General features: G+C 37.1%; 23 protein-coding genes. 12 read left to right on the forward strand and 11 right to left on the reverse strand.

What is annotated here, in order from left to right; translation table 11 throughout:
• Positions 1 to 312 precede the first annotated feature (312 nt).
• Positions 313 to 1,554 (reverse strand): DEAD/DEAH box helicase, encoded by a 1,242-nt coding sequence (locus J4051_RS03380; protein ID WP_208232437.1) that lies wholly within the window; start codon positions 1,552 to 1,554, stop codon positions 313 to 315.
• Between the two features lie 65 nt (positions 1,555 to 1,619).
• Positions 1,620 to 1,772, reverse strand: a complete 153-nt coding sequence (locus J4051_RS03385) for an SsrA-binding protein (RefSeq protein WP_208232439.1) — start codon at positions 1,770 to 1,772, stop codon at positions 1,620 to 1,622.
• A gap of 619 nt (positions 1,773 to 2,391) precedes the next feature.
• On the opposite strand from J4051_RS03385, the gene J4051_RS03390 reads away from it, so the two are divergent.
• Entirely contained in the window at positions 2,392 to 4,380 is a 1,989-nt protein-coding gene (locus J4051_RS03390; protein WP_208232441.1) for an endonuclease, read from the forward strand.
• Positions 4,381 to 4,455: 75 nt separating this feature from the next.
• Here J4051_RS03390 and J4051_RS03395 read toward each other — a convergent pair whose 3' ends face one another.
• The 3 genes from J4051_RS03395 to J4051_RS03405 all read right to left on the reverse strand — a co-directional run bounded on the left by J4051_RS03395 (position 4,456) and on the right by J4051_RS03405 (position 8,067).
• Complete coding sequence (locus J4051_RS03395) at positions 4,456 to 6,486, reverse strand: M56 family metallopeptidase (protein ID WP_208232444.1); 2,031 nt, start codon at positions 6,484 to 6,486, stop codon at positions 4,456 to 4,458.
• 2 nt (positions 6,487 to 6,488) lie between these two features.
• Positions 6,489 to 6,884, reverse strand: a complete 396-nt coding sequence (locus J4051_RS03400; RefSeq protein WP_208232446.1) for a BlaI/MecI/CopY family transcriptional regulator — start codon at positions 6,882 to 6,884, stop codon at positions 6,489 to 6,491.
• 292 nt (positions 6,885 to 7,176) lie between these two features.
• On the reverse strand, positions 7,177 to 8,067 hold the full coding sequence (locus J4051_RS03405) for a hypothetical protein (RefSeq protein ID WP_208232447.1): 891 nt from the start codon (positions 8,065 to 8,067) through the stop codon (positions 7,177 to 7,179).
• 232 nt (positions 8,068 to 8,299) lie between these two features.
• Here J4051_RS03405 and J4051_RS03410 point away from each other — a divergent pair, with 232 nt between their 5' ends.
• Complete coding sequence (locus J4051_RS03410; RefSeq protein ID WP_208232449.1) at positions 8,300 to 9,421, forward strand: DNA-methyltransferase; 1,122 nt, start codon at positions 8,300 to 8,302, stop codon at positions 9,419 to 9,421.
• On the opposite strand, the gene J4051_RS03415 is transcribed toward J4051_RS03410, so the two are convergent.
• Positions 9,416 to 10,027 (reverse strand): MjaI family restriction endonuclease, encoded by a 612-nt coding sequence (locus J4051_RS03415; RefSeq protein ID WP_208232451.1) that lies wholly within the window; start codon positions 10,025 to 10,027, stop codon positions 9,416 to 9,418. The two genes, J4051_RS03410 and J4051_RS03415, sit on opposite strands and share 6 nt — an antisense overlap.
• A gap of 361 nt (positions 10,028 to 10,388) precedes the next feature.
• Between J4051_RS03415 and J4051_RS03420 the strand changes: the two genes are divergently transcribed.
• The 7 genes from J4051_RS03420 (at position 10,389) to J4051_RS03450 (ending at position 19,874) form a co-directional block, all read left to right on the forward strand.
• Positions 10,389 to 11,342 (forward strand): calcium/sodium antiporter, encoded by a 954-nt coding sequence (locus tag J4051_RS03420; RefSeq protein ID WP_208232453.1) that lies wholly within the window; start codon positions 10,389 to 10,391, stop codon positions 11,340 to 11,342.
• Between the two features lie 121 nt (positions 11,343 to 11,463).
• Positions 11,464 to 13,650 (forward strand): glutamine synthetase III family protein, encoded by a 2,187-nt coding sequence (locus tag J4051_RS03425; RefSeq protein ID WP_208232455.1) that lies wholly within the window; start codon positions 11,464 to 11,466, stop codon positions 13,648 to 13,650.
• A gap of 252 nt (positions 13,651 to 13,902) precedes the next feature.
• Positions 13,903 to 14,055, forward strand: coding sequence for a hypothetical protein (locus J4051_RS03430; protein ID WP_208232457.1), 153 nt, complete (start codon positions 13,903 to 13,905; stop codon positions 14,053 to 14,055).
• 197 nt (positions 14,056 to 14,252) lie between these two features.
• On the forward strand, positions 14,253 to 14,930 hold the full coding sequence (locus J4051_RS03435; RefSeq protein WP_208232458.1) for a Curli production assembly/transport component CsgG: 678 nt from the start codon (positions 14,253 to 14,255) through the stop codon (positions 14,928 to 14,930).
• A 36-nt stretch (positions 14,931 to 14,966) separates the two neighbouring features.
• Entirely contained in the window at positions 14,967 to 16,145 is a 1,179-nt protein-coding gene (locus J4051_RS03440) for an AIR synthase related protein (protein WP_208232460.1), read from the forward strand.
• A 30-nt stretch (positions 16,146 to 16,175) separates the two neighbouring features.
• The gene (locus tag J4051_RS03445) at positions 16,176 to 17,126 is read left to right on the forward strand and encodes a DUF3078 domain-containing protein (RefSeq protein ID WP_208232462.1); all 951 of its coding nucleotides are present in this window, start codon (positions 16,176 to 16,178) and stop codon (positions 17,124 to 17,126) included.
• Between the two features lie 195 nt (positions 17,127 to 17,321).
• Positions 17,322 to 19,874 carry an adenosylcobalamin-dependent ribonucleoside-diphosphate reductase gene (locus tag J4051_RS03450; protein ID WP_208232464.1) on the forward strand — a complete coding sequence of 851 codons (2,553 nt, stop codon included), beginning with the start codon at positions 17,322 to 17,324 and terminating at the stop codon, positions 19,872 to 19,874.
• A 147-nt stretch (positions 19,875 to 20,021) separates the two neighbouring features.
• Here the strand turns inward: J4051_RS03450 and J4051_RS03455 are convergent, their stop codons facing one another.
• Together J4051_RS03455 and J4051_RS03460 are read right to left on the reverse strand one after the other, a co-directional pair.
• Positions 20,022 to 20,687 (reverse strand): ATP-binding cassette domain-containing protein, encoded by a 666-nt coding sequence (locus J4051_RS03455; protein ID WP_208232466.1) that lies wholly within the window; start codon positions 20,685 to 20,687, stop codon positions 20,022 to 20,024.
• On the reverse strand, positions 20,684 to 20,974 hold the full coding sequence (locus J4051_RS03460) for a hypothetical protein (RefSeq protein ID WP_208232468.1): 291 nt from the start codon (positions 20,972 to 20,974) through the stop codon (positions 20,684 to 20,686). Before J4051_RS03460 ends, J4051_RS03455 begins: the two co-directional genes overlap by 4 nt.
• Positions 20,975 to 21,143: 169 nt before the next feature.
• Between J4051_RS03460 and prfA the strand changes: the two genes are divergently transcribed.
• From prfA to J4051_RS03475, 3 genes are all read left to right on the forward strand, one after another.
• Positions 21,144 to 22,220: a peptide chain release factor 1 gene (gene prfA, locus J4051_RS03465; RefSeq protein ID WP_208232470.1), complete on the forward strand. Its 1,077-nt coding sequence runs from the start codon at positions 21,144 to 21,146 to the stop codon at positions 22,218 to 22,220.
• Between the two features lie 33 nt (positions 22,221 to 22,253).
• Positions 22,254 to 23,072 (forward strand): orotidine-5'-phosphate decarboxylase, encoded by an 819-nt coding sequence (gene pyrF, locus J4051_RS03470; protein WP_208232471.1) that lies wholly within the window; start codon positions 22,254 to 22,256, stop codon positions 23,070 to 23,072.
• 135 nt (positions 23,073 to 23,207) lie between these two features.
• Positions 23,208 to 23,996, forward strand: a complete 789-nt coding sequence (locus J4051_RS03475; RefSeq protein ID WP_208232472.1) for an ABC transporter substrate-binding protein — start codon at positions 23,208 to 23,210, stop codon at positions 23,994 to 23,996.
• On the opposite strand, the gene J4051_RS03480 is transcribed toward J4051_RS03475, so the two are convergent.
• The 3 genes from J4051_RS03480 to J4051_RS03490 form a co-directional block, all read right to left on the reverse strand.
• Positions 23,965 to 24,192 (reverse strand): hypothetical protein, encoded by a 228-nt coding sequence (locus tag J4051_RS03480; protein ID WP_208232473.1) that lies wholly within the window; start codon positions 24,190 to 24,192, stop codon positions 23,965 to 23,967. The genes J4051_RS03475 and J4051_RS03480 overlap by 32 nt on opposite strands.
• 85 nt (positions 24,193 to 24,277) lie before the next feature.
• Positions 24,278 to 24,478 (reverse strand): Lacal_2735 family protein, encoded by a 201-nt coding sequence (locus tag J4051_RS03485; RefSeq protein WP_208232474.1) that lies wholly within the window; start codon positions 24,476 to 24,478, stop codon positions 24,278 to 24,280.
• Positions 24,479 to 24,627: 149 nt separating this feature from the next.
• Positions 24,628 to 25,341, reverse strand: a complete 714-nt coding sequence (locus tag J4051_RS03490) for a DUF4197 domain-containing protein (protein ID WP_208232475.1) — start codon at positions 25,339 to 25,341, stop codon at positions 24,628 to 24,630.
• Positions 25,342 to 25,360: the final 19 nt, after the last annotated feature.

The raw sequence follows: 25,360 nt of genomic DNA on the forward strand, positions 1-25,360 counted from the left end.
GATACATTTATTAATAAAAAAAAACGGCCAACAAAATGTTAACCGTTTAATGATAGCGTAAATATTTACAGATAGCTGATTTTGTGAGACCTAAAGTTAAGAAGTCCGCGGGTTCATGTTCAGGTCTACACAGGGAAACTAAAAATGTGATATACCTCTAAGTGGCAGCAGCGCCTGTAGCATATTTTGCTTTGTCTAAACTTGCAGCATACCCAATTTCAAATGAGCCACCAATAATCAATATGTCCCAATTTATAAATTGAAACTCTAACTATAAATTCCAAACTTCAATCTTCCTACTTCCAGCTCTTTCTAATACCAACGTTTCTTCTTACTTTTCGAGCCTTGCCCTTTACGTCCCTTCTTATGCTTACTTCCTGTTTTTTTAGAGGTATGAATAATAGGTTTCGCTTTTGGATCCAAAGGGTAAGGATGATCTTCTTCAACCGGAATCTGTAGGTTGATCAATTGCTGAATACTCTTGACATAGGCTTTTTCATCCGCTGAACAGAAAGAATAGGAGTTGCCAAAATGCTCTGCACGACCCGTTCTTCCAATGCGATGAACATAGGTTTCTGGCACGTTTGGCATATCAAAATTGACCACGGCATCCAACTCATTGATGTCAATACCTCTTGCGGCAACGTCTGTTGCAATAAGAATATTGGCTTCACCATGCTTGAATTTGCTTAGAGCAGCTTGTCGGTCACTTTGGGTTTTATCCCCATGAAAACTCTCCACTTTATACCCGTTTTTTAATAGGGTCTGCTCGAGTTTTTCAACCCCAAATTTGGTTCGTCTAAAAATAAGAATATTGCCTTTGATTGTATTGCGCAACAAGTGGAGGCACAATTCGATTTTGTTCTGTTTTGGAACATAATACAAGACTTGGCTCACGTTTTTAGCAACCGATGAAGTGGGTGTTACTTCCACCCGTTCTGGCGACTTTAAAATGGAGTTTGCCAGTTGTTCTACCTTGAAAGGCATGGTTGCAGAAAACAGCAAAATTTGCTTTCCTTCAGGACACAGACGTTCAATTTTGGAAACCTCATCGATGAAACCCATATCCAGCATCAAGTCGGCTTCGTCCAAAACCAAAATTTCGATATGATCCAAATTGATCTGATCCTGTTTGTGTAAATCAAGTAAACGTCCAGGTGTTGCAATAACAATGTCGACGCCTTTTTTAAGAAGGTCAATTTGCGGATCGATGGAGGCACCTCCAAAAATCACCATTGTTTTTAAATTGGTATAGGCACTGTAAGTCTTAAAGTTTTGGGCAATTTGTATCGCCAATTCCCGCGTAGGACTGATGATCAAGGCTCTGATTTTTTTTGCTTTTTTTGCTTCATCTTGATGGTCAAAAAGAAGTTGCAAAATGGGAAGTGCAAATGCAGCGGTTTTTCCCGTGCCTGTTTGCGCAGAGGCGATGACATCTTTTTTGGCCAAAACCAATGGGATGGTCTTTTCTTGTACTAAGGTGGGGATTTGGTAACCGGATTCGGCTACTGCTTTTAAAATGGGTTTATTGAGTTGTAAGTCCTTAAATGACATTTATTATTATTTTCTGCAAAGATAGCAGAAAATATAGTTGGAATTTGGGGATTGAAGCTGTGGTTTTAATCTAATGCGTTTTTGGTCACATATACACGCCAACCTATGATGGCCATTTGAAGTTTGGAAGCTTTAGAAAGATCAAGCTGGCGTTTTGAATAGCTTGGAAGTAGTGCTTTATTGATCTTTGCCAAAAATTTAAAAAAACTTTTTTTCATAGTGCCCTTCTTGTAAAAGTCGACGCTTTTTTATCGCATCTGTAACAAAGATAGAAATTTAAGCCTTGAAAAATATTAAATGAATGTTGTTTCAATAAAACTAAGGTCAAAACTCATTCTAGACTGAGTTTTACTTAGTTTTTGCATTTAGCTAATCGAAAAAATAATAACGATTATAATTTTGGCAAGTGTGATCATAATAGTAGTGTTTTTAAAGATTAATATTTTGTTTTGAATTGCAATTGTCTTTTCAATATATCGGTTTTAAGAATGATGTTCCTAATGTTTTAGCAGTTTTTAATGAATTCAGCTTTGAATTTATAATTAAAATGATGGTTACTATTACATATATATGAAACACGTCTTGTTTCAAGTTTGTTTTTGTAATGATAAATGGGTTGTTGTGTTCCATAATGTTAGTTTTGAAGAGTGTTTTTTTGATCCTTTTCAAAAACTCAGATGGATTTTCTCCTAAAAACATGAAGTTTCCGCGTTTTCATCTTTCTGGTATACGCTTTTCATATCTTTTTTGAATTTAGGAAATTGTTAAATTCATCGTTTATTAAGTTCCAATGTTTTTCATATCAGTCTGTTATGTATCTTTATTAAAAACCTCATAATGAAACATATAGCTGTAATTCTTCTTTTTCTGATCTTTTCAACTATAACCTTCGCACAGGTGGTTATCAATGAATTGGATTGTGATACTCCAAGTATCGACGACAAGGAGTTTGTTGAACTCCTCTCCGAAACGCCCAACTTCCCTTTGGATGGTTATGTTTTGGTATTTTTTAACGGTTCAATATCTGGTGGCAACACGAGTTATTTGGCGTTGGATTTGACTGGTTATGAAACTGATATTAACGGATTGTTGCTTATTGGAAGTAAGTTTGTTGTTCCGACGCCCCAATATTTAATACCCGTTTCCGTAATTCAAAACGGCCCTGATGCGGTGGCGCTCTATCGTGGAAATGATGAAGATTTTCCTGAATACACCTTGGCTTATGTGGACGACAGTTTGGTTGATGTTTTGGTTTATGGTACCAACGATCCGGATGCCAATGGGCTTTTGGATATTTTTAGGGCCTTTGATCTTGATATCCAACAGATCAATGAAGGGCCGAACAATAATACTAACTCCATCCAACGTTTTGTGGATGATGACGGTTTAGTCACCTATTTGGCAACAACGCCTACACCAAGGCAATTGAATGATGGTTCTGGGATTGTGCTGAATGGTATTTTGATAAGCATTCCAGAAACGCAGTATAATGAAGGAGATACGTTTGATATTAATTTCACCACGGAACAAAATGTGACTGAAGATCTCACATTCAATTTAAGTCTGGATAATTTCGGTTTTAACACCACTGATTTTACAGGTGATACGGTCCTGACAATTCCAAGCGGATCAAACACGGTAACAACCACTATTACCATAATTGATGACGATGACGATGAAGGCGATGAGGTTATGAAGGTGACTATTTCAGGATTCCCACCAACATTTTTAGCCTTGAATAACCATTTGGAGATAAGAGTCGTAGACAATGATTTTACTACGGCAGCTTTTGGAACGCCTATCAATCCGACGTTCGGAATTGTCAATAGTTCGCAACCCAATGGGTATTACGATAGTTTGGATGGTTTGGCAGATGCTGATTTAAAACAAGCTATCCAAGATATTATAGCCGAAGAAGGGGTGGTCAGGGCACAAACTTATGCTGATGTTATTGATATTTTAAAAGAGGCCGATCAAAATCCTGAACACAGTAATGAAGTGTGGTTGGTGTATCAAGAAACTGGACGCCCCAAATTAGACTTTCAGCTAACCAGTGAAAGTCTTAATAAATGGAACAGGGAGCATACCTATCCACGAAGTAGAGGCCGATTTTACAGTATTGATTTAGATGAGATTTTCGATGGCAAGGATGTTTATTGGAATACCAATGCAGACTCCCTTCGTCATGGAAATAGTGATGCACATGCAATTCGTGCGGCAGATTCTCGTGAGAATAGCAGACGAAGCAATTTGCACTACGGTCAATACAACGGGCCAAAAGGGACTTTAGGCAAGTTTAAAGGCGATGTGGCACGTGGTGTTTTTTATTTGGCCCTACGCTACAACGGACTTGAAGTTGTCAATGGATTTCCTGAGGATACGGGAGGGGAGTTGGGAGACCTGGAAACTTTGTTGGAATGGCACCGAAATGATCCACCTGACGATTTTGAAATGAACCGAAACAATATCATCTACACTTGGCAACTCAATAGGAACCCTTTTATCGATCTGCCTGAATTGGTGGAATATATTTGGGGTCATAGGGGAGGACAGGTTTGGAATAGGGAATTGGGTTTGAAAGAAAACAATGCGCTGAATCTTAAAATCTTTCCGAATCCAATCAGAGATAGACTTTATATTTCAGGAGTTCAGAACGATACCCAAATAGAAATCTTTAGCATGGATAGTCGTAAATTGATGCAACACCGGATGACTGAAGATGTTTCTTTGAGTCTTTACTCTGATTTTGGATTATCATCCGGCATTTATCTTATGCGATTGGAATCACAAGGAAAAGCCCTGACCAAAAAGATTGTGGTAGAGTAACAACCGAGGATTTAAAAATAGAAAAGCCCAAATTCAGTTATGAATTTGGGCTTTCTTAATGGGCCTTAATTTCAGTTATTTCTTTTTTGTGGTGATAAGGACAACGCCGTTTTTGCCTTTTTCTCCGTACTTTTTGGTGGCATCTTCATCTTTAAGAATTTCAATTGTACCAAATGTTGATAGATCCATCTTCTCCATTTCTTTTTTAGTGATTTCTTCGCCATCAATTATATATAATGGTCTTTCTCCATTATTTGAAATAGAAATTATATTTTGGTTTTCATATTTTGATTCGACAATGGTAATTATCTCTTTATCCTCCAGTTTAGAATTTCCAGGCTTTTTCGATGTAATAAGAATCACGCCATTTTTACCTTTTTCGCCATACTTTTTAGTGGCTGCATTATCTTTTATAACATCAAGGCTTTTGATTGTGTTCGGGTCAACAGTTTGCATTTCTTGTTCGGAAATTTCTTTGCCATCTAAAATGTACAATGGCGGATTTTTTAAATCTGAAATAACACTGGCTCGTTGCTCAAAAATCACTTCACCTTTATCATCCTCATCATCTGAGTAAACTATTTTACTTACTCCAGTCGATATTCTATATGGACTATTTTGAAGACTGTTTGATTTTGGAGTGATGATGGTGTCAGTTGTGAGATTTATTTTTTGAGATGTTCCTGTGCTATCTGTTGTGATGATAAGTTGTTTGTTGTCCTTTGTTACATAGAATTTTTTACCACTTTTTTCGATCATAGTATAACCATCTTCAAGCATTATTTTTTCTTTATTTCCATTTTCATCAGTGATATTTATTATGGAACTTTTGGAGGTGCTTTTATTTAAACTTGTCTGTCCATCCTCATCCGTTTCAACTTTCAAGGTTTGGCCCAGTCCATGGGTTTGCTCACCAACATGAATATCCCCATTGGATGGATTCATCGAAATTTCGATGGGCTCGATTGGTGATGATAATTTTTTAGAGTGATTCAAACTCGTGCTTTTGTGCTCAAATTTAATCTTGAGTGAAGTAATCTCATGTTTTGAATTCCGCTTCACATTCTTAAATGCGATGGTGGCGCCTTTATCTTCAATTTTCTCTTTAATGAAATCGAGCTGTTGATCCTTGGTGTCTTTAGTCACCACAAATTTTAAAATGTTTTGTTGATCGTCTCTTGCAGTTTCTTTTTCTGCAATTGTAGTTTGTGCAATAGTTTCGGTATTAAAAGTCATGGCAAAAATGACCAATAAGGGCATGACAATACTGTATTTCCAAGTGTTCATAAGGTTTGATTTTGATTTGTGTAGCATAACGATTCGTTTTTTGACTTGTCCGAAAGCGGTGAAAAGCGTGATTTTCTTTCCAAATAGCTTAAGGCGGACGGTTGAATTATAAAAAGTGTTGATGAAAATTAAATTTTGTTCGGGCAAGCTGGTTTTAAGCAATAGTTTTTGATAACGTTCTTCACAATCGGTTTGTTTTTGAGTATAATGATCGGCAATGAATTCTAAATTTTGTTTGAGCGCTTTTCTGTATAGCCATATAAAAGGATTGAACCAAAATAGAGCGGTGGCAAGATCAACTAAAACCGTATCTATGCTGTGTAATTGGGATGCGTGGATCTTTTCGTGTTGCAGAATGAGTTCCAGTTCTTCTTCGTTAAACAGTTTTGGATTAAAAACAACCCATTTGAAAAAAGAGAAAGGCGTTATATTCTGTGAAGTTTGTACATAGGTGTACTTTCCAATTTTTTTCTTATCGTTAGTTTTGATGATTGTCAATAATGAAAAGAATTGGATGAGTAATCGGCCCAAAAAGAAACTTGCGCCAAGAGCATAAATCCACATTATTAAAGAGGTGAAATCAAAAGATGGTTCTGGAGCAGTTTGGACGGTAGTCGCAATCACGCTAAATCCGCCAGACATAGTTGTTGGTATCTCCACGTAAACAGGAATCACCAACAATGGAAATAAGACGGCGGTAATCAATCCAAATAGTAAAAACCATCGGTTAGAATCAAAAAAGGTCTCCCGCTGTAAAAACAAGATGTAGCATGCGTAAAAAACGGCAATCAATGCGCTCGATTTTAATAAATACTCCATAATTAGTGTGTTTTGGTGTTATCAGAATCGGTTTCTTGGGCGTTTTTCGTTTCAATTAGCGCAATAATTTCCTTAAGTTCATCGACGCTTATTTTTTCTTCCTTAGCGAAAAAAGACACCACATTCTTATAGGAATTATTGAAATAATTCTCGATGGCAGTGCTCATAAACCGTTTTTTGTAAGCTTCCTTGCTTACAGTAGGGAAGTACTGATGGGTCTTACCGTAGGCGTGATAACTTACATAACCTTTTTCTTCCAAATTTCTAATAATGGTAGATAAGGTGTTGTAGTGTGGTTGATCTTCTGTGATTACTGCCATGACATCTTTTACGAAGGCTTTTTCAAGCTTCCAAATGATGTGCATGATTTCTTCTTCTTTATTCGTAAGCTTTTGCATGGACAACTATTTTATGATTAACAAAACTGAAAACATCTATTATCAAGATCAAATATAACTATTTTTATAGTTACACAACTGTTTTTGTAGTTATTTAACATAGGTTTCTATTGCTTGTTAGTGTTAAATCGTGAACCTTGGGTTCCTTCGGGCCGGTACGGACGGAAAAGCCAACGAGATATAAATAAGAAAATGTCTTATTGATCGGGGTAAGGCTCGTGGCTTTAAAACCTATTGGTGGGAATAAAAAAACACACCGTCTCAGGTGTGTTCTACTTTGTGTTCTTTGAAATTACTGATTTTTCTTGGTTGTAGCTATGACAGCCCCATCTTTAGCTTTTTTGCCATAAATACTTATAGCTGTATCTGATTGTAGATGATCTACGGTTTGTAACCTATTGGATTTGGCCAATTCGTCCAAGGTTTGAAAATCTGATTCTTTGCCGTCAATAATAATCAGCTTATTTGAATTCGGGTCATCTCTGAAGTTGAATTTATTCGGCAGCGGACTATTATTGTCTTGAGTGTCAAAAAACCAAGAAAGATTGTTGCCTAATAAACCACCCGATTCCATTTGTTTTTTCATCTGTTCTCTTAATTCGTCCAAATTCAATGTTTGTCCATTCAAAAAGAACGCATGATCCTCATCATTAAAGAAATCATCAAAATTAAAATTCCCAAACTGAGGCGCCGTTAGAGCCCCTAAAGAATCGTTGTCAAAACCAAAAGGAGCCATGTTTGGACGGTTAAAGAATGCCATTGCACCTTGTTCTTTGCTACTTCGCGCGATATAAAGCGAACCATCTTTTTTCCCGAAGACAATTTGTGGGATTGGAACATTACTAGACATTTGGCTCACCGCTTGATTTCCATTAGTATCGGTGAGTTCGATTTTTATACCTGTAATTTTTCCAGCATCGTTACGCTCTATTTGGGTGAAGGATGCGGTAATCTGTTGTTCTTTAAGGAGTGTTTGGATGTCTTCAAATTCTGAATCTGAAGTATTGCTGTCAATAGTAATAGACGTATTTTCATCAAGAGCTGTGTTTTCATTAATTAATGCCTCGTTTTTTACCACAGCAGAAGGTTCTGATTTGTGGGCGAAAGTTTTTAGAGAAATAAGGCTGATAATAGCCACGAAGATCACGCCCAATCCGATTTTAATAAATTTAGCAGTTTTCATTTTATTTCGTTTTTACTCAAAATTATTATATAATTTAATAGGATAAAAAAGTTTAACGAAACTTTTGTTCAGAATGTTAAAGACTGTGAAAATCAAGAGGATGACATGATAAAAAGAGGTCATTGAGTAATTCGTGTGAATTTTGAATTGTTTTTAGGAAGCCATTAAAATTGAGGTTATTTGTTGGTAAATCTTTCAATCTGACTCTAAGTAACTTTCTTATATTTGTCAAATGGATATAAAAACCACTACACATAAAACTATCATTGGTGCCGCTCAAAACATGCATCAAATTGAATCCAATTCAATTGATCTTGTAGTCACTTCACCACCTTATCCAATGATTGAAATGTGGGACGATATCATGGCTCTACAAAATCCAAAAATTGCAACCGCATTAACAAATAAAGATCCTCATTTGGCTTTTGAATTGATGCACCTTGAATTGGATAAAATATGGAAAGAAGTAGCGCGTGTGCTAAAAGATGGCGGGTTTGCCTGTATTAATATTGGTGATGCTACTCGGACTATAAATTCAAATTTTGCTTTATATCCAAATCATGCGCGTATTATCTCTGCTTTTCAAAAATTGGAGATTCCAAATTTGCCAAACATCATCTGGCGTAAACAAACGAACGCCCCAAATAAGTTTATGGGTTCCGGGATGCTGCCCGCAGGAGCATACGTTACTTTGGAACATGAGTGGGTGCTAATATTTAGAAAAGGGGGAAAACGGGAATTTAAAACGCCTGACGACAAATTAAGAAGACAGGAAAGTTCATTCTTTTGGGAAGAAAGAAATGTTTGGTTTTCCGACCTCTGGGATTTGAAAGGCACCAAACAAAAAATCGATAATTCTAAATCTCGCAAAAGAAGTGCTGCATATCCTTTTGAATTGCCTTATCGATTGATTAATATGTATTCTCTACAAAATGATGTGGTTTTAGATCCATTTTTAGGGACAGGAACGACTGCCTTGGCCGCTATGGCATCTCAACGCAATAGTATTGGATATGAAATAGATCCAAAATTTTCGGAGATAATAAGTGAAAATATCCAAACGACCTCAATTGCCGATTTAAATATGAATATCGACAATAGAATTAATAATCATCGGGAATTTATTATAAACAGACAACAGGATCCTAAAAAGAAGGAAATAAAACATTTCAATAACAACCTGAATTTACCCGTCATAACGAGTCAAGAAAAAAAGATCAAATTTCATTATTTGAAAGAGATAATAAAAGACGGCGATCAATTCCGCGCAACGTACTCTGAATATTGTCATTCGGAGGTTCTTATATCTGCACCAAAGAAATCAAAAGAGAAAGCCACACTTTCCGATTTATAAATTTTGTATTTCGAGAACGACTTCGTCTTTATTAATAAAGTTTTCGTCTTTATCATAAAACATGTAAAAAACGGGCTTACGCCATTTCTGATTTGCCATCTTATTAAATGATATGACTTCCTGCCGCATTAATTTGTAGGTTAGTGGCTTAATCTGTATGCCACCGACTTTTATAGTGTTCTTTTTTATAATGATGTCTATTCTCAGCTCCTCATCTAAAAAACCTTCGGCTTCTTCAAATTGAAAATTCGTTAATATTTCATTTAAATTATGGAGCGCTTTTTTCTCAATGATTCCACCCTTCAAGGATTGTACTACGAATAAATCATATTCCCACTGAATACATTCCTTTAAGGTATACCGGTATTCTTTCCAATAGACAAGTTGCGACTCGTAGAGGTTTTTTCCAAACATTTCTACAGTGCCTTGGCTCTTTATGCCACATGGACAATCGTTGTTGTAATGGTATGCTATCAATTGAACTAAGGCGTCTTTGCTTAAAGGGTTATGCGTTCGGATCAATTTCATTACTGGCACGCTTCTAAAAGGTGCAGAAATTCCCATTTTGCCGTTCAATTCATTCAAAGGTCCACCAGTATATGTCATTACTATTAAAATTAAGGATTGGTAATATCCTCGACAACTTTGCTTGATCCATAAAGATCCGGAAACGTTCTATTTTGGCTTAAACCTATTTTTCAATGGTGCCTGGCCAATATTAACGTTATAAAATTTTTAATATGTATCAGTTAAACATACTTGCTTTTGCTAATTTTTCCAAATTAAAATCAAGTGTTTCTTATACTGTCTTACCATTGTTTTTTAGACCGCCTATATCCACAAGAGGGCTTAATCGGATTTTAGACAATTATTTTTATTTAACAGAGAATATTGAAATTTTATAAAATTCGTAAAGCTCAAAGCTTTCCTCATAATTTGAATATAGTATCTTCGCAAAAAAAAATTTATGAGTGTAGTTTGGGTGGTTTTAGGTTTGATCCTGTTAGTTGTGGGTGGTGAATTCTTGGTGCGCTCCTCAGTGGCATTGTCCTTTAAATTTAATATTTCCAAACTGGTTATAGGGATGACAGTGGTGTCTTTTGCCACATCTGCACCTGAGCTTTTAGTGAGTTTACAGGCGGCTTTGGCTGGTTCATCTGATATAGCCTTAGGCAACGTCATAGGCTCCAATATTGCCAATATTGGTTTGGTATTGGGGATTACGGTACTTATTTCACCAATAACCGTGGACAAGAATTTTTACAAACTCAATTGGCCCATGATGATGTTGTTGTCTGTTGTGCTCTATTTTATGTTGCAGAGCGGCGATATTTTAAATCGATGGGAGGGAGCTGCTTTGCTGCTCTCATTAATTATCTTTCTTGTTGTTTTAATACGAAAATCTAAAAGTGAGCCAGAAACGCAGGTAGAAGACCTTGATGAAACGCTTCAAATTACTTCAGGTTTTAAAATTACTGTATGGTTGCTGATAGGCGCTGTTGCACTTTATTTTGGCAGTGAATGGTTGGTTTTCGGTGCTAAGGAGATGGCGGTGTCATTGGGTGTCAGTGAACGGGTCATTTCGGTGACTATGGTGGCTATCGGAACAAGTGTGCCAGAATTGGCAGCATCGGTCATTGCGGCTTTGAAAAAGGAGAAAGCCATTTCCCTGGGAAATCTGATAGGATCCAATATTTTCAATATTGCTTCCGTACTTGGTCTTACAGCAATGATTCAACCAATAGCAGTTAACAACCCACAGATATTGGCTAATGATATGATTTGGATGATGGCATTTGCCTTAATTTTGATACCGATGATCTTTCTTCCTAAAAAATTAGAATTGGGCCGATTAAAAGGTTTCATTTTGTTAGCATCTTATCTTATTTTTATCTTTTTGGCCTTCTACATCGAAAAATAGAGGGGTTGTTGTTGCGAATCTCATAATTTTTAATCTGAGACCCTATATTTTTTAGGGTGTAATCCTATTTGTGTTCATTTTTTTTTATTTTTGTGGCATAATTTTAATTAAATAAATAATTATGTCCACATTACGTTTTTACGCAGTTAAAAAAACTCTTAATCGCAAACCTGTTCACATTGAAGAAACACAACGGCGGTCAGAAATATTTGGCTCCAATGTTTTTAATGAGGCTACGATGCGGCAGTTTCTCACTAAAGAGGCTTTTAATAGCGTTATGGCAGCTGTGGAAACCGGAGCAAAGATAGACCGCTCTGTAGCCGATCATATTTCAACAGGAATGAAAGAATGGTCCATATCTAAAGGAGCGACCCATTACTCACACTGGTTTCAGCCCTTAACTGGCTCTACTGCTGAAAAACACGATGCCTTTTTTGAAACTATAGGAAATGGATTGGCCATTGAGAAATTTGGAGGCACTCAATTGGTCCAGCAAGAACCTGATGCGTCCAGCTTTCCCAATGGAGGTATTAGAAACACGTTTGAGGCTCGTGGTTACACGGCTTGGGACCCAACTTCTCCAGCTTTTATATATGGCACCACCTTGTGTATTCCAACGGTATTTGTATCCTATACAGGAGAGGCCTTAGATTATAAAACGCCATTGTTGAGAGCTTTGTATGCTATGGATACTGCTGCAGTTGCAGTTTGTAAATATTTTGACAAGAATGTAAAAAAAGTAAATACCTCATTGGGGTGGGAACAAGAATACTTTTTAATTGACAGTGCTTTAGCGGCCTCAAGACCCGATATCGTTCAGACAGGTCGTACGTTATTGGGGCATTCTGCAGCAAAAGGACAACAATTGGATGATCATTATTTTGGTTCTATTCCGGCAAGAGCTTTGGCTTATATGATGGATTTGGAAGTGGAATGCATGTTATTGGGAATTCCAGTTAAGACAAGACATAACGAAGTGGCGCCAAATCAGTTTGAATTGGCGCCCATTTTCGATGAAGCCAATCTAGCTGTAGACCACAATTCGTTATTGATGGATGTCATGCACAAAGTTGCAGAACGTCATAATTTTAAGGTTTTGTTTCATGAAAAGCCGTTTGCTGGGGTTAATGGTTCTGGAAAACACAATAACTGGAGTTTGAGTACCGATACGGGCATTAATCTATTAGGTCCCGGAAAGACTCCAATGAGCAATTTGCAGTTCTTGACATTTTTCATCAATACAATAAAGGCTGTTAATGATAATGAAGAGCTTTTAAGGGCTGCCATTGCTTCAGCAAGTAATGATCATCGCTTGGGTGCAAATGAGGCGCCTCCGGCCATTATGTCGGTTTTTATTGGCGAACAATTGACAAGGGTGTTGAACGAATTGGAAAATGTTACCAATGGGAAATTGTCACCGGAGGAGAAAACGGAATTGAAATTGAATGTTGTAGGAAAGATTCCAGACGTATTATTGGATAATACAGATCGAAACAGAACCTCTCCTTTTGCATTTACAGGAAATAAGTTTGAGTTCAGGGCTGTGGGGTCTACCGCCAATTGTGCCAATCCGATGACCGTATTAAACACAATTGTTGCAAAGCAGTTGTGTGATTTCAAGGCCGAGGTAGATAAGTTGATCAAGAAAAAAGAAATGAAAAAGGATGATGCCATTTTCAACGTCTTGAGAGACTATATTAAAAAATCCAAAAACATTCTTTTTGAAGGAAATGGATACGGTCAAGCGTGGGAGAAAGAGGCAGCAAAGCGAGGTCTTAGCAATCACAGAACGACTCCTGAGGCTTTGAAAGTAAAGGTTTCCGAAAAATCAATTAAAATTTTTGAAGAAATGGGCGTCATGAACAAAATTGAATCTGAGGCCAGATACGAAATTGAAATGGAGGAATATATATTGCGTATTCAAATCGAAGGTCGCGTACTCGGAGATATTGCACGTAATCATATTGTGCCGGTTGCCGTACAATATCAAAATAGATTGATAAAAAACGTAAAAGGTTTAAAAGAGATCTATGGGAAAGACTTTAAAAAATTCGCTCAAGAACAACTGAATTTGATTGAAGATATTTCAGGTCATATTTCTTCTATTAATTCTGATGTTACCAGAATGACCGATGAGAGAAGAACGGCAAATCTTATAGAAGATTTTGAAATCAGAGCCAACGACTATTGTTTTAAAGTAAAACCATTGTTTGATAGCATTCGATACCACTGTGATAAACTGGAATTGTTGGTGGATGATGAATTATGGCCAATGACAAAATACCGTGAGTTGTTGTTTACGTGTTAGTTTTAACCGATAGCTTTCGGAAAAACCTCAAAAGAACCTCTTTAATTAGAGGTTTTTTTATTTGAATAAGCCTTCTGAATAGTAGTTTGATACGTAGGTCTACGTATTTTTCAATGTGCAAAAACGTATTTCATCTTGATAAAATGCAACTAGTCGAAATTATTGATAATATGGAATAATAGATGCTTGAAAGCTCGTGTTCAGCCACTTGATTTCTTATATTTGTCATGCTATTAATCAATAATTATTAAAATGAAAAAACTTATTCTGAGCCTAGCGGCTTTGGCATTTGCGACTTATTTGTTTTCTCAAGGTGATTCGAATGATGATGCTCCGGTTATGAAACAAGATACTGTAGTAATTGTACATGATGGGGTTCAAAAGAATGCTCAACTTGGATTTTAAGTTGGTTTCTATTAAGAAAAAAACCATTATTTAATCATATAGTGAAAACAGTAAAGGACAGCTAATTCAATAGAATTAGCTGTCCTTTTTTTATGGCTAAAACACGGCAAGTGTTATAGTATTTGTTAATCTGAATTTATTGTTAAACCTTTGATATCAAAATCGAAGGATTTAAATTTGAATCATATTAAATAATTATGAAAGCTTATCCCTTTTTTATAAAAATTGCTACTTTAATAATCATAACGTCTGTCAGTTTTAAGACGCTTGCACAAAACGAGGATTTGGAGGTAAACAAGACCCTTGATAAAAAAACTTTTTTCTTCGACTATAGAGGTGCGAATGTCATTGATGTAGGCATTGGTACATCAATTATCAATGGAGATTTGCCAAATCCGATTTTTGAAATCGCATTCCGTGCAGGTTATAAACGAAGTCTTTCTCCACATCTCAATATAGGTTTGACCTATAATAAGTTCAACCTCGCATTTGAAGATATCTATAATGAGGGGTTTATGTCTTTTGATCTGAACTTGGAATATCTCATGTCTCCATATCAGAATTTTTCGCCGTTTTTATTTGCTGGAGGAGGTTTAAATGCTTCTAATTATTTTACACAAACTGCAACCAAATTTCAGGGAGGTGCCGGGATTGAGGTTATTGCCGCTAAAAGATTGGGTTTACGGCTTATGGCAGACTACAACTTTGTATTAAGCGACACACTTGACGGCGTGATTTCAGGAGGGTCTGATGACACTTATTGGCGGATTTTGGTCGGGACCAATATTTACTTTGGCGACGGAAATAAAAGGGAAAGACTTTTAAAAGACACGCCCTCCATTATGAATTCAAATCCTATTATCAAGGAAAACTAATATACAATCCTTATTTTTGCATTTCCAATTAATGTTATGAGTCAAGACGTAAGTAAAAGGTATGCCCAAAGAGGCGTATCCGCTTCTAAGGAAGATGTGCACAATGCCATTAAGAACATTGATAAAGGTCTGTTTCCACAGGCGTTTTGTAAAATTGTTCCAGATTATCTCACCAATGATGAAGACTACTGTTTAATCATGCACGCTGATGGTGCAGGTACAAAATCCTCATTGGCCTATATGTATTGGAAGGAGACCGGTGATCTTTCGGTTTGGAAAGGTATCGCGCAAGATGCATTGATCATGAATATTGACGATTTGCTTTGTGTGGGTGCTTCGGATAATATTATGCTGTCTTCTACTATTGGAAGAAATAAAAATTTAATCCCGGGTGAGGTGATTTCTGCTATTATTAATGGCTCAGAAGAATTGATTGCAGAGTTAAAATCCTTTGGAGTTACTATCCATTCTACCGGAGGTGAAACTGCTGATGTAGGTGATTTGGTGCGTACCATTATAGTGGATTCTACCGTTACAGCACGTATGAAGCGTTCTGATGTCATCGATAATGCCAATATTCGGGCCGGAGATGTTATTGTTGGTCTGTCCTCTTCAGGTCAAGCAAGCTATGAAAGCGAGTATAACGGCGGAATGGGCAGCAATGGACTCACTTCTGCGCGACATGATGTGTTTCATAAGTATTTGGCTGCTAAGTTTCCAGAAAGTTTTGATGCATCTGTCCCTGAACATTTAGTGTATTCAGGAAACGTTAAGTTGACTGATGCCGTAGAAGGCTCTCCTTTGGATGCAGGGAAATTGGTGCTTTCGCCTACACGGACCTATGCGCCGATAATCAAAAAGATTTTATCTAAATACAATTCAGAAGATATCCATGGGATGGTGCATTGCAGTGGTGGTGCCCAAACCAAAATTCTCCATTTTATAAATGACCTTCATATCATAAAAGATAATTTATTTCCAATTCCTCCGTTGTTTAAGTTGATTCAGGAGCAATCCAATACCAATTGGAAGGAAATGTATCAAGTATTCAACTGTGGCCACCGTATGGAGCTATATGTGTCTCCCTCAATCGCTGAAGATCTGATTTCAATATCTAGATCGTTTAACGTAGAAGCACAGATAGTGGGTAGGGTGGAGAATGCCGCTAAAAAACAGTTGACCATTAAAAGTGAATTTGGAGAATTTGAATATTAAAACTGGTCTAAACCATTAAACCCCTACTTAATGAGAAAGATTTTATGTATGTGCATAGTGTTGCTATGTCAGTTTTTAAACGGTCAAACAACAGATACAGATTCGGTTGCTGCTGTTGAGGAACCAAAATGGATTCAAAAAAACAGAGTCAGTTTGGATATCAGTGAAGTGACCTTTGTCAACTGGAATTCAGGAGGTAGTAATTCTATCTCTGGACTCTTGGGATTGAACTCCTCATTAAATTATGATCGTCAAAACTTTTTCTGGAAGAACAGCGGTAAAATCCGCTATGGTGTGAACAAGCAAGAATCACAAAAGGTAAGAAAAACTGAAGATATTCTTGAGCTTGATTCCAAAATCGGGTATAGAAAGGATTCCTTAACCAATTGGTTTTTCTCTGGACATGTTAACTTCAAGTCGCAGTTTACCAATGGTTATAATTACCCTAATAAAGAAACGCCCATCTCAAAGTTTATGGCTCCTGGATATATGTTCGTTGGTGCTGGTGCTGAGTATGGTAAAGATTTTGACAAGTTTTCATTTTACTTTTCACCTTTAACGGTTAAAACCACGTTTGTCTTGGATGAGGCCTTGGCAAATAAGGGGGCTTTTGGCGTTGAACCCGCGGTTTATGATGCTGAGGGGAATTTGATCAGATCAGGACAGCGTATAAGAAACGAAGTTGGTATTTTGGTGTCCCATTTTTTTGAGACCGAAATGTATGAAAACATTAAAATTTCTACCAAGCTCAATTTGTATACGGACTATATTGACAATTTTGGAAATGTGGATGTGGATTGGTTGGTCAATTTTGATTTTAAGGTCAACCAATTTGTAAAAGCATCTTTAAGTTCCCATTTGAAATACGATGATGATATCAAAATTTCGACGCCTACGGGGGTGGATGGTGAATATGTTGAGCGCGGTGCAAGAGTGCAATGGAAGCAACTCTTGGGCATAGGTGTGACATTTAATTTCTAATTTTCGAGAGCATACATGAATATAAAATATTTGTTAACTTTATAATGTTGATAAATATTTAATACATTGATTTCTATGTAGTTATATTCGTTTACTTGTAAACTTCATGATTTTGATCATAGACCGAGTTGTTTATTTTTCGTTTCTTTATACTTTTATAAAACATTTTTTTAATTGATAAAAGTATATTAATCCATGAAAGTTGACACGCTTACCTCCCCAGCCCTGACCTACACACAAGAAGAAGCTTTTAATGCTGCCTTAGACTATTTTAAAGGTGATGATTTGGCCGCAAGAGTTTGGTTAAATAAATACGCCCTTAAAGATTCCGATGGTCATATTTATGAATTGACGCCAAATGATATGCACAGCCGTATTGCAAAAGAAATTGCACGTGCTGAGTCTAAATATCAAAACCCAATGTCAGAACAGGAGATTTTTGATCTCATCAAAGATTTCAAATATATTGTGCCTCAAGGAAGTCCGATGGCAGGGATTGGTAACCCTTTTCAAATTGCCTCACTTTCTAATTGTTTTGTGATCGGCAATGCCGGCGAATCTGATTCGTATGGTGGCATTATGAAAATTGACCAAGAACAAGTTCAATTGATGAAACGCCGTGGTGGGGTAGGTCACGATTTGTCACACATTCGTCCAAAAAGTTCCCCGGTCAAGAATTCGGCTTTGACTTCAACTGGTATTGTTCCATTTATGGAGCGTTATTCCAATTCTACAAGAGAAGTGGCGCAAGATGGACGTCGAGGAGCCTTAATGTTGTCGGTTTCCATCAATCATCCGGATGCTGAAGATTTTATTGATGCCAAACTCGAGCAAGGTAAAGTTACTGGAGCTAACGTGTCTGTAAGAATAGACGACGAGTTCATGAAAGCAGTGAAATCGGACAGCTCTTATACTCAGAAATATCCAATTTTCAGTGATAATCCCAAGTTCTCGAAAACCATTGAAGCGAATGCTATTTGGAAAAAAATTGTCCATAACGCATGGAAATCTGCTGAACCTGGAATTTTATTTTGGGATACCATTATTAATGAATCGCTTCCAGATTGTTACGCTGATTTAGGTTATAAAACAGTGTCCACCAATCCATGCGGTGAAATTCCATTGTGTCCTTACGATTCTTGCCGTTTATTGGCCATCAATTTATTTTCATACGTCGAGCAACCTTTTACAAAAGAAGCTAAATTCAATTTTGAGCTTTTCAAAAAACATGTTGGTGTAGCGCAACGGATAATGGATGATATTATCGACTTGGAATTGGAGAAAATCGATGTCATTTTACAGAAAATTGATGCTGATCCTGAAGAAGATGAGGTCAAAGCTACCGAAAGAAATTTATGGGTCAACATCAGGACTAAAGCAAAAGAAGGCAGAAGAACAGGCGTTGGAATTACCGCAGAAGGTGATATGTTGGCTGCTTTGGGCATTAAGTATGGGAGTAAAAAAGGAAATGAATTCTCAGTGGAAGTCCATAAAACCTTAGCATTGGCGGCTTATCGTGCTTCGGTTGATTTAGCTAAGGAGCGTGGAGCTTTTGCGTTTTTTGATATGGAGCGTGAAAAGAACAACCCGTTCATTCAGCGTTTGAAAGCGGCCGATGAAAAACTATATTATGACATGACAGAATTTGGTCGTCGCAATATCGCTTTATTGACTATTGCGCCAACCGGAACCACAAGTTTGATGACCCAAACGTCTTCGGGTATTGAGCCTGTATTTATGCCCGTTTATAAAAGACGTCGAAAAGTAAATCCTAACGACAAGGAAGCTCGTGTAGATTTTGTGGATGAGGTAGGGGATTCATGGGAAGAATATGTAGTGTTCCACCATAGGTTCAAACAATGGATGGAGGTCAACGGCTATGACATCAGTAAAAATTACGAGCAAAAGGAACTGGATGCATTGATCAAAAAATCGCCATATTATAAGGCCACCTCCAATGATGTGGATTGGATGAGTAAAGTCTCTATGCAGGGTGCAGTTCAAAAATGGGTGGATCATTCTATTAGTGTGACCATTAACTTGCCAAATGATGCTACTGAAGAGTTGGTAGGGCAACTTTATATGGAAGCTTGGGAGAAAGGCTGTAAAGGGGTTACCGTCTATCGAGATGGCTCACGTTCTGGGGTTTTGATTTCGAATGAAGAAAAGAAAGAAGAAGAGCAAGAAACCTTGACGACATTTCCAACTAAGCGTCCGCAAACTTTGGAAGCCGATGTGGTGAGATTTCAAAATAACAAAGAAAAGTGGATTGCCTTTATCGGTTTGATCGATGGTAAGCCTTATGAGATTTTCACTGGTCTCGCTGATGACGAAGATGGTATTTTGATTCCTCGTTGGGCAAATGAAGGCTTGATTATCAAAAACAGAAATGAAGACGGTACATCGCGCTACGATTTTCAATACAAAAACATTAGAGGTTATAAAACAACCATTGAAGGCTTGTCGCACAAGTTCAATCCGGAATATTGGAACTACGCTAAAATGATTTCAAGTACCTTGCGTCACGGGATGCCAATTGATAAAGTTGTAGACTTGATCAACAGTTTGCAATTGGATACAGAGTCCATCAACACCTGGAAAAATGGTGTGGCAAGAGCTTTGAAACGTTATGTTGAAGATGGTACTCAGGTAAAAGGTCAATCGTGCAGCAGCTGTAAATCTGAAAACCTAATTTATCAGGAAGGTTGCTTGACCTGCAAGGACTGTGGGTCTTCAAAATGTGGATAAAATTTTAAATGACTATGGAGAAGGAGGTTGATAGCCTCCTTTTTTATTTTCATTAATGGTTTTATTTACCACCAGACTTGTTTTGATCGAAAAGACAATTTCTTATTTATTCGTCGTGGCTCCGCCCGATTGCAAGGCCCCTTAAATTTATGATTTCAATTTTCCGGGATTTAGATACTTGTAATCCTCAAGCTCCGCCAATTTGTCGATTTTTTTGGTACAGCCATTATTCAAAAGATATAGATCATCGCAAATATCAATGACATCTCTGTAATAATGATCGGTAATCATAATGGCTTTATTTAATTTTTCTGAAATTATTAGTGCTTTAATTTTTTCAATATGCAGAGGTGCAATATTGGAGAATGGTTCGTCCAACAAAATTATTTTTCGTTTTTGTTTTAAAACGGCATAGGTTTCAATGACACGACGTTCTCCACCAGACAGTCTACCTATTCTTGCGTTGTGATAGGTCTGGAAATTCTCAAAATGGCTTATAAAATCTTCCCAATCCAATTTCATGATCTGAAATAAAGTTTTAATTTTTAAATGATCTGGCGCTAAATGATGCTGGGGAAGATAAGAAGCAATATTTAAAGCATAAAGCGGTTTTGTAAGTGGTTCGTCATCAAGCTTAACAAACTTATATTTTGGTCGTAAGGATCCAAATAGAATTTGGAGCAAACAACTTTTTCCGGAGCCATTTCTTCCTAAGAGACCCACGATATGGCCGGTTTCAGCTTTTAAATAGATGCCATTTAGGATGCGTCGTTCATTAAAATACAATTCAACGCTATCCAATTCAATAATCATATAAATGCTTTAATTAATAGCAAAAAGCTGATGGTTATTACCATGTCAATCACAAAAAGTGTTGAAAATAGTCGCCATGTAGATACGCCTAAATTCTTATAAAAAATCAATTTGCGTTTGGCATTGGTTTCACGCACTAAGAACCACACAAAAAATGTGAGCAATAGTTTGGTGATGATACTTGGTAAGACGTGTGGTGTGAATATAACAATCAGAATATTGATGCCCATAGACCATAAAAAGAAGGGTTTATAAAACAGTAATATGGCTTCTAAGCGGTGTGTCATAAATATGAAACGAAATTTTCACGAACTTATTTCTTGAAAATATTTCAACTCAACTTTTTTTGTGTGTGGCAAATCATTCTTCTTTTGTTGCTTTTCTTTGAGCCATAATGAAATTTCCCAATTCGAAATTAAGAAATTATTGTACTTTTGCATCACAATTAAACCATTTATGTTAGATAAGTTACAAATAGTAAAACAGCGTTTTGATGAGGTTAGCGATTTAATTATCCAGCCAAACATCATGTCCGATCAGAAGCGTTATATAGACCTCAATAAAGAATATAAGGAATTGCGCAAGTTGATGGATAAGCGTGAGGAGTATTTAGAATTGACTAACAATTTGGCTGAAGCCGAAGAGATTTTAGATGATGGCAGCGATCCAGAAATGGTGGAAATGGCCAAGATGCAATATGATGAGGCCAAGGACGGCATTCCAAAGCTGGAAGAAGAAATTCGTATGATGTTGATTCCGAAAGATCCCGAAGATGTGAAAAATGCCGTTGTGGAACTTCGTGCAGGAACAGGCGGTGATGAGGCCAGTATTTTTGCTGGTGATTTGTTCAGAATGTACAGTAAATATTGCGAAAGCAAAAGTTGGAAAGTAGATGTGGTTGATTATAGTGAAGGCACCAATGGAGGTTTTAAAGAAATTCAATTTGCCATTTCAGGTGAAGATGTTTACGGTACCATGAAGTTTGAAGCAGGGGTACACCGTGTACAACGCGTACCTCAAACCGAAACCCAAGGACGTGTTCATACGAGTGCTGCAACGGTCATGGTGTTTCCAGAAGCTGAAGAATTTGACGTAGAGATAAACCCAAAAGATGTTAGAATTGACTTTTTCTGTTCTTCGGGCCCAGGTGGTCAATCGGTGAATACCACGTATTCTGCAGTGCGTCTAACCCACATTCCAACGGGGTTGGTGGCACAGTGTCAGGATCAGAAATCACAACACAAAAATAAAGAGAAGGCATTTAAAGTACTGCGCTCACGTTTATACGAGATGGAACTGGCCAAGAAAAATGCTGAAGATGCTGAAAAACGTGGTTCTATGGTGAGTTCTGGAGATAGAAGTGCTAAAATTAGAACTTATAATTATTCACAGGGACGTGTCACAGATCATAGAATTGGTTTGACACTTTATGATTTGGGCAATATTGTCAATGGCGATATTCAGCGTATTATTGACGAGCTGCAATTGGCAGAAAATACCCAGAAGTTAAAAGCAAGTACAGACGTAATTTAATATCAAGCCTCATTTTGAGGTTTTTTTTGATGTATGACAACACAACAACTCATTGATCAAATCAGAATAAAAAAATCTTTTCTGTGTATTGGACTTGATGTCGATTTGAACAAAATTCCAAAACACCTTCTCAAAGAAGAAGATCCTATTTTTGCTTTTAATAAAGCCGTAATTGATGCCACTCATCATTTGTGTGTAGCTTATAAGCCCAACACGGCATTTTATGAGGCTTACGGATTAAAGGGTTGGAAATCTCTCGAAAAAACGATTCAATACCTCAATCAAAACCATCCTGAAATTTTTACTATTGCCGATGCCAAGCGCGGCGATATTGGCAATACAAGCAGCATGTACGCCAAAGCTTTTTTCGAAGACTTGGGTTTTGACAGTGTTACCGTTGCCCCCTATATGGGAAAGGATTCTGTTGAACCATTTTTGGAATTTAAAGAAAAACATACCATTCTTTTGGCCTTGACTTCCAATGAAGGGGCATTTGATTTTCAAACTAAAACAATTGAGGGCAAAGAAGTGTATAAGCGGGTTTTGGAGACTTCGCAAACTTGGAAAAATCCTGAAAATCTTATGTATGTTGTGGGGGCTACAAAAGCAGAGTATTTAGCCGATGTCCGAAAAATTATTCCGGACAGTTTCTTGTTGGTTCCTGGAGTAGGCGCGCAAGGGGGTAATCTTCAGGACGTTTGCAAATACGGAATGAATGACTCGGTAGGCTTATTGATCAACTCGTCAAGAGGAATCATTTATGCATCAAACGGAAAGGATTTTGCTGAATTTGCTGCCGAGAAGGCTAAGGAATTACAACAGGAAATGGCCGCGATTTTAAACGCGTTTTGATATCTTTAATTTCTACGACTTAAGTATCTAAAAAATCGAAAATTTGTGAAGTTTTAAAGCGAACTTTACTTGGCGACTCAGCCTCAGCGAGAAAACTTTGCGAAAACCTCTTTGAGAAAGCTCTACGAACATCAAATGAAAGATCAACTCCATAGACATATTGAAGTAGATAAAACTCCAAAACGGATCATCTCCTTGGTTCCATCACAAACGGAGCTATTGGTGGATTTAGGTTTGGAATCTTCAATTGTTGGAATGACCAAATTCTGCGTTCACCCCATTCATCTAAAGGAAGAGAAGGTCATCGTTGGCGGTACAAAACAGGTTCATTTTGATAGAATAATAGACTTGAAGCCTGATATCATCTTGTGCAATAAAGAAGAAAACACCAAAGAAATGATTCAGGAGTTGGAGAAAATAGCCACTGTACACATCAGTGATATTTATACGATTGGAGATACTTTGGATCTAATCAAATTATATGGCATACTTTTTTCCAAAGAAGACGTTGCCACTGTCCTTATAAACAACATATCTGAAAAGATATCTGATTTTGAGGATTTTATAAAAGACAGGCCTAAAAAAACTGCCGCTTATTTTATTTGGAAAGACCCTTGGATGGTCGCTGCAAAAGATAATTTTATTGACGAATTATTGCGATTAAATGGCTTAGAGAATTATTTTGGGCATCTCAGTCGCTATCCAGAAGTTGTGCTCGACGCATCACTTCCGGAAAACGCAGAACTTGTTTTGCTCTCCAGCGAGCCATTTCCATTCAAAGAAGAGCACATACAAGAGATCAGACCATTCTTCCCAAAAGCCACTATTCAAGTGGTGGATGGCGAAATGTTCTCTTGGTATGGATCGCGATTACTGAAAGCGTTTGATTATTTTAAAACGCTGCATCAACATCAGTGGTCTTAGCATTCTTTAAGTTAAGGATGATCTTTCTCAATTTGGAAGCTTCATGGTATAGAAAGTCGCTCAAACTGGCGTCCAATTGTAACATATTATAGGCTTCTTCAGTAAATTTTATGTAGTTTTTTTCTACTTCCTTTAAGTTCAACACCTCGTTGAGGCTAAACTTAACTTTTCCGACTTTGCAATTTTGTGTATTCATGGGTTAATAGGATATGATCTTAAACTATAAATACGTATTGTAAGTCGCTAAGGACGTGGCGGGAACGTTAAAGTTTTGATAATGTTTAATTTAGAGCTTTTGGAGTTATATCTCTGTGTAAATATTTCAAACGGTTCAGTTTATTTAAAAGCTTGATGGCTTTGTATTCCGAAATATCACTTAAAGCATGATCTGTTTGACGGACGTTGTAGGCTTGTTCAATAAGTTGCTTATACCGTGTTTGTAGTTTGAGTTGGTGCGTTTTGATTTCCAATGAAGTTTTCATGACTACAAGAATTTGAAAGTTAAATATATCTAAATTCCACATAGCGAACAAGTTAAATTTTTAAAAATATTCATAAAAAAAGTCGATGGAATTGTTCCATCGACTTTTGAACTTAAAAAATTTTTCTCGAGGTTTCTATTTTTATGAGACTATTTCGAATCTTGCAGAGCGAAAACCCGTCTTAAAAGATCTGTGCTTCTTGCGCCTACTTTATTTCTAATTTCTTTTTCTTCAACCGCAATCATCGTGTAAACACCTTTTAAAGCTTGTTCGGTGACATAATCCGTCAAATCCGGATTGACTTTGCTGGTAAACGGTATCGCATTGTACCTGTTGATCAGGTTTTGCCAAATTTGATCAGCACCAACCTTAGCGAACGACGTATTGATTACAGGATGAAATTTATCATATAAAGATGTTTGGGTCTTAGTGGTAAGATATTGTGTTGCGGCGTCATCAGTGCCCAAAAGAATGTTCCTTGCATCGGCAAAGGTAATCTCCTTAACTGCACCCACAAAAATTGGAGTGGCTTCCTTAACCGCGTCTTCAGCAGCTCGGTTGAGTACTTTCAAGCCTTCATCGGCCAGATTTCCAAGTCCTATATCACGTAAACCTTTGTCAACTTTTTGTAATTCCGCAGGTAAAAGTATTTTAACAAGTTCATTTCTATAAAAACCATCCGTTTTGGTCAGTTTGGTCACTTGTTTCTCAATACCCATATCCAAAGCCTGTCTTAGACCAGATGCAATATCGGTATTGCTTAAAACTCCACCGCCTTGTGGCAATGAATCAACAACGCCCTGTAACTCTGCACAAGAATAGACGGTAAAAAATGTAAGTAAAACAACTATTGATTTTTTCATAATAAAATTAATTGTTAGT

The organism is Gelidibacter pelagius, from assembly GCF_017581925.1.
Taxonomy (GTDB): domain Bacteria; phylum Bacteroidota; class Bacteroidia; order Flavobacteriales; family Flavobacteriaceae; genus Gelidibacter; species Gelidibacter pelagius.

Bases quoted from the DNA above. Each gene is read 5' to 3' on its own strand.
- J4051_RS03380 (WP_208232437.1), bottom strand. From the start codon at position 1,554: ATGTCATTTAAGGACTTACAACTCAATAAACCCATTTTAAAAGCAGTA.
- J4051_RS03385 (WP_208232439.1), bottom strand. From the start codon at position 1,772: ATGAAAAAAAGTTTTTTTAAATTTTTGGCAAAGATCAATAAAGCACTA.
- J4051_RS03390 (WP_208232441.1), top strand. From the start codon at position 2,392: ATGAAACATATAGCTGTAATTCTTCTTTTTCTGATCTTTTCAACTATA.
- J4051_RS03395 (WP_208232444.1), bottom strand. From the start codon at position 6,486: ATGGAGTATTTATTAAAATCGAGCGCATTGATTGCCGTTTTTTACGCA.
- J4051_RS03400 (WP_208232446.1), bottom strand. From the start codon at position 6,884: ATGCAAAAGCTTACGAATAAAGAAGAAGAAATCATGCACATCATTTGG.
- J4051_RS03405 (WP_208232447.1), bottom strand. From the start codon at position 8,067: ATGAAAACTGCTAAATTTATTAAAATCGGATTGGGCGTGATCTTCGTG.
- J4051_RS03410 (WP_208232449.1), top strand. From the start codon at position 8,300: ATGGATATAAAAACCACTACACATAAAACTATCATTGGTGCCGCTCAA.
- J4051_RS03415 (WP_208232451.1), bottom strand. From the start codon at position 10,027: ATGACATATACTGGTGGACCTTTGAATGAATTGAACGGCAAAATGGGA.
- J4051_RS03420 (WP_208232453.1), top strand. From the start codon at position 10,389: ATGAGTGTAGTTTGGGTGGTTTTAGGTTTGATCCTGTTAGTTGTGGGT.
- J4051_RS03425 (WP_208232455.1), top strand. From the start codon at position 11,464: ATGTCCACATTACGTTTTTACGCAGTTAAAAAAACTCTTAATCGCAAA.
- J4051_RS03430 (WP_208232457.1), top strand. From the start codon at position 13,903: ATGAAAAAACTTATTCTGAGCCTAGCGGCTTTGGCATTTGCGACTTAT.
- J4051_RS03435 (WP_208232458.1), top strand. From the start codon at position 14,253: ATGAAAGCTTATCCCTTTTTTATAAAAATTGCTACTTTAATAATCATA.
- J4051_RS03440 (WP_208232460.1), top strand. From the start codon at position 14,967: ATGAGTCAAGACGTAAGTAAAAGGTATGCCCAAAGAGGCGTATCCGCT.
- J4051_RS03445 (WP_208232462.1), top strand. From the start codon at position 16,176: ATGAGAAAGATTTTATGTATGTGCATAGTGTTGCTATGTCAGTTTTTA.
- J4051_RS03450 (WP_208232464.1), top strand. From the start codon at position 17,322: ATGAAAGTTGACACGCTTACCTCCCCAGCCCTGACCTACACACAAGAA.
- J4051_RS03455 (WP_208232466.1), bottom strand. From the start codon at position 20,687: ATGATTATTGAATTGGATAGCGTTGAATTGTATTTTAATGAACGACGC.
- J4051_RS03460 (WP_208232468.1), bottom strand. From the start codon at position 20,974: ATGACACACCGCTTAGAAGCCATATTACTGTTTTATAAACCCTTCTTT.
- prfA (WP_208232470.1), top strand. From the start codon at position 21,144: ATGTTAGATAAGTTACAAATAGTAAAACAGCGTTTTGATGAGGTTAGC.
- pyrF (WP_208232471.1), top strand. From the start codon at position 22,254: ATGACAACACAACAACTCATTGATCAAATCAGAATAAAAAAATCTTTT.
- J4051_RS03475 (WP_208232472.1), top strand. From the start codon at position 23,208: ATGAAAGATCAACTCCATAGACATATTGAAGTAGATAAAACTCCAAAA.
- J4051_RS03480 (WP_208232473.1), bottom strand. From the start codon at position 24,192: ATGAATACACAAAATTGCAAAGTCGGAAAAGTTAAGTTTAGCCTCAAC.
- J4051_RS03485 (WP_208232474.1), bottom strand. From the start codon at position 24,478: ATGAAAACTTCATTGGAAATCAAAACGCACCAACTCAAACTACAAACA.
- J4051_RS03490 (WP_208232475.1), bottom strand. From the start codon at position 25,341: ATGAAAAAATCAATAGTTGTTTTACTTACATTTTTTACCGTCTATTCT.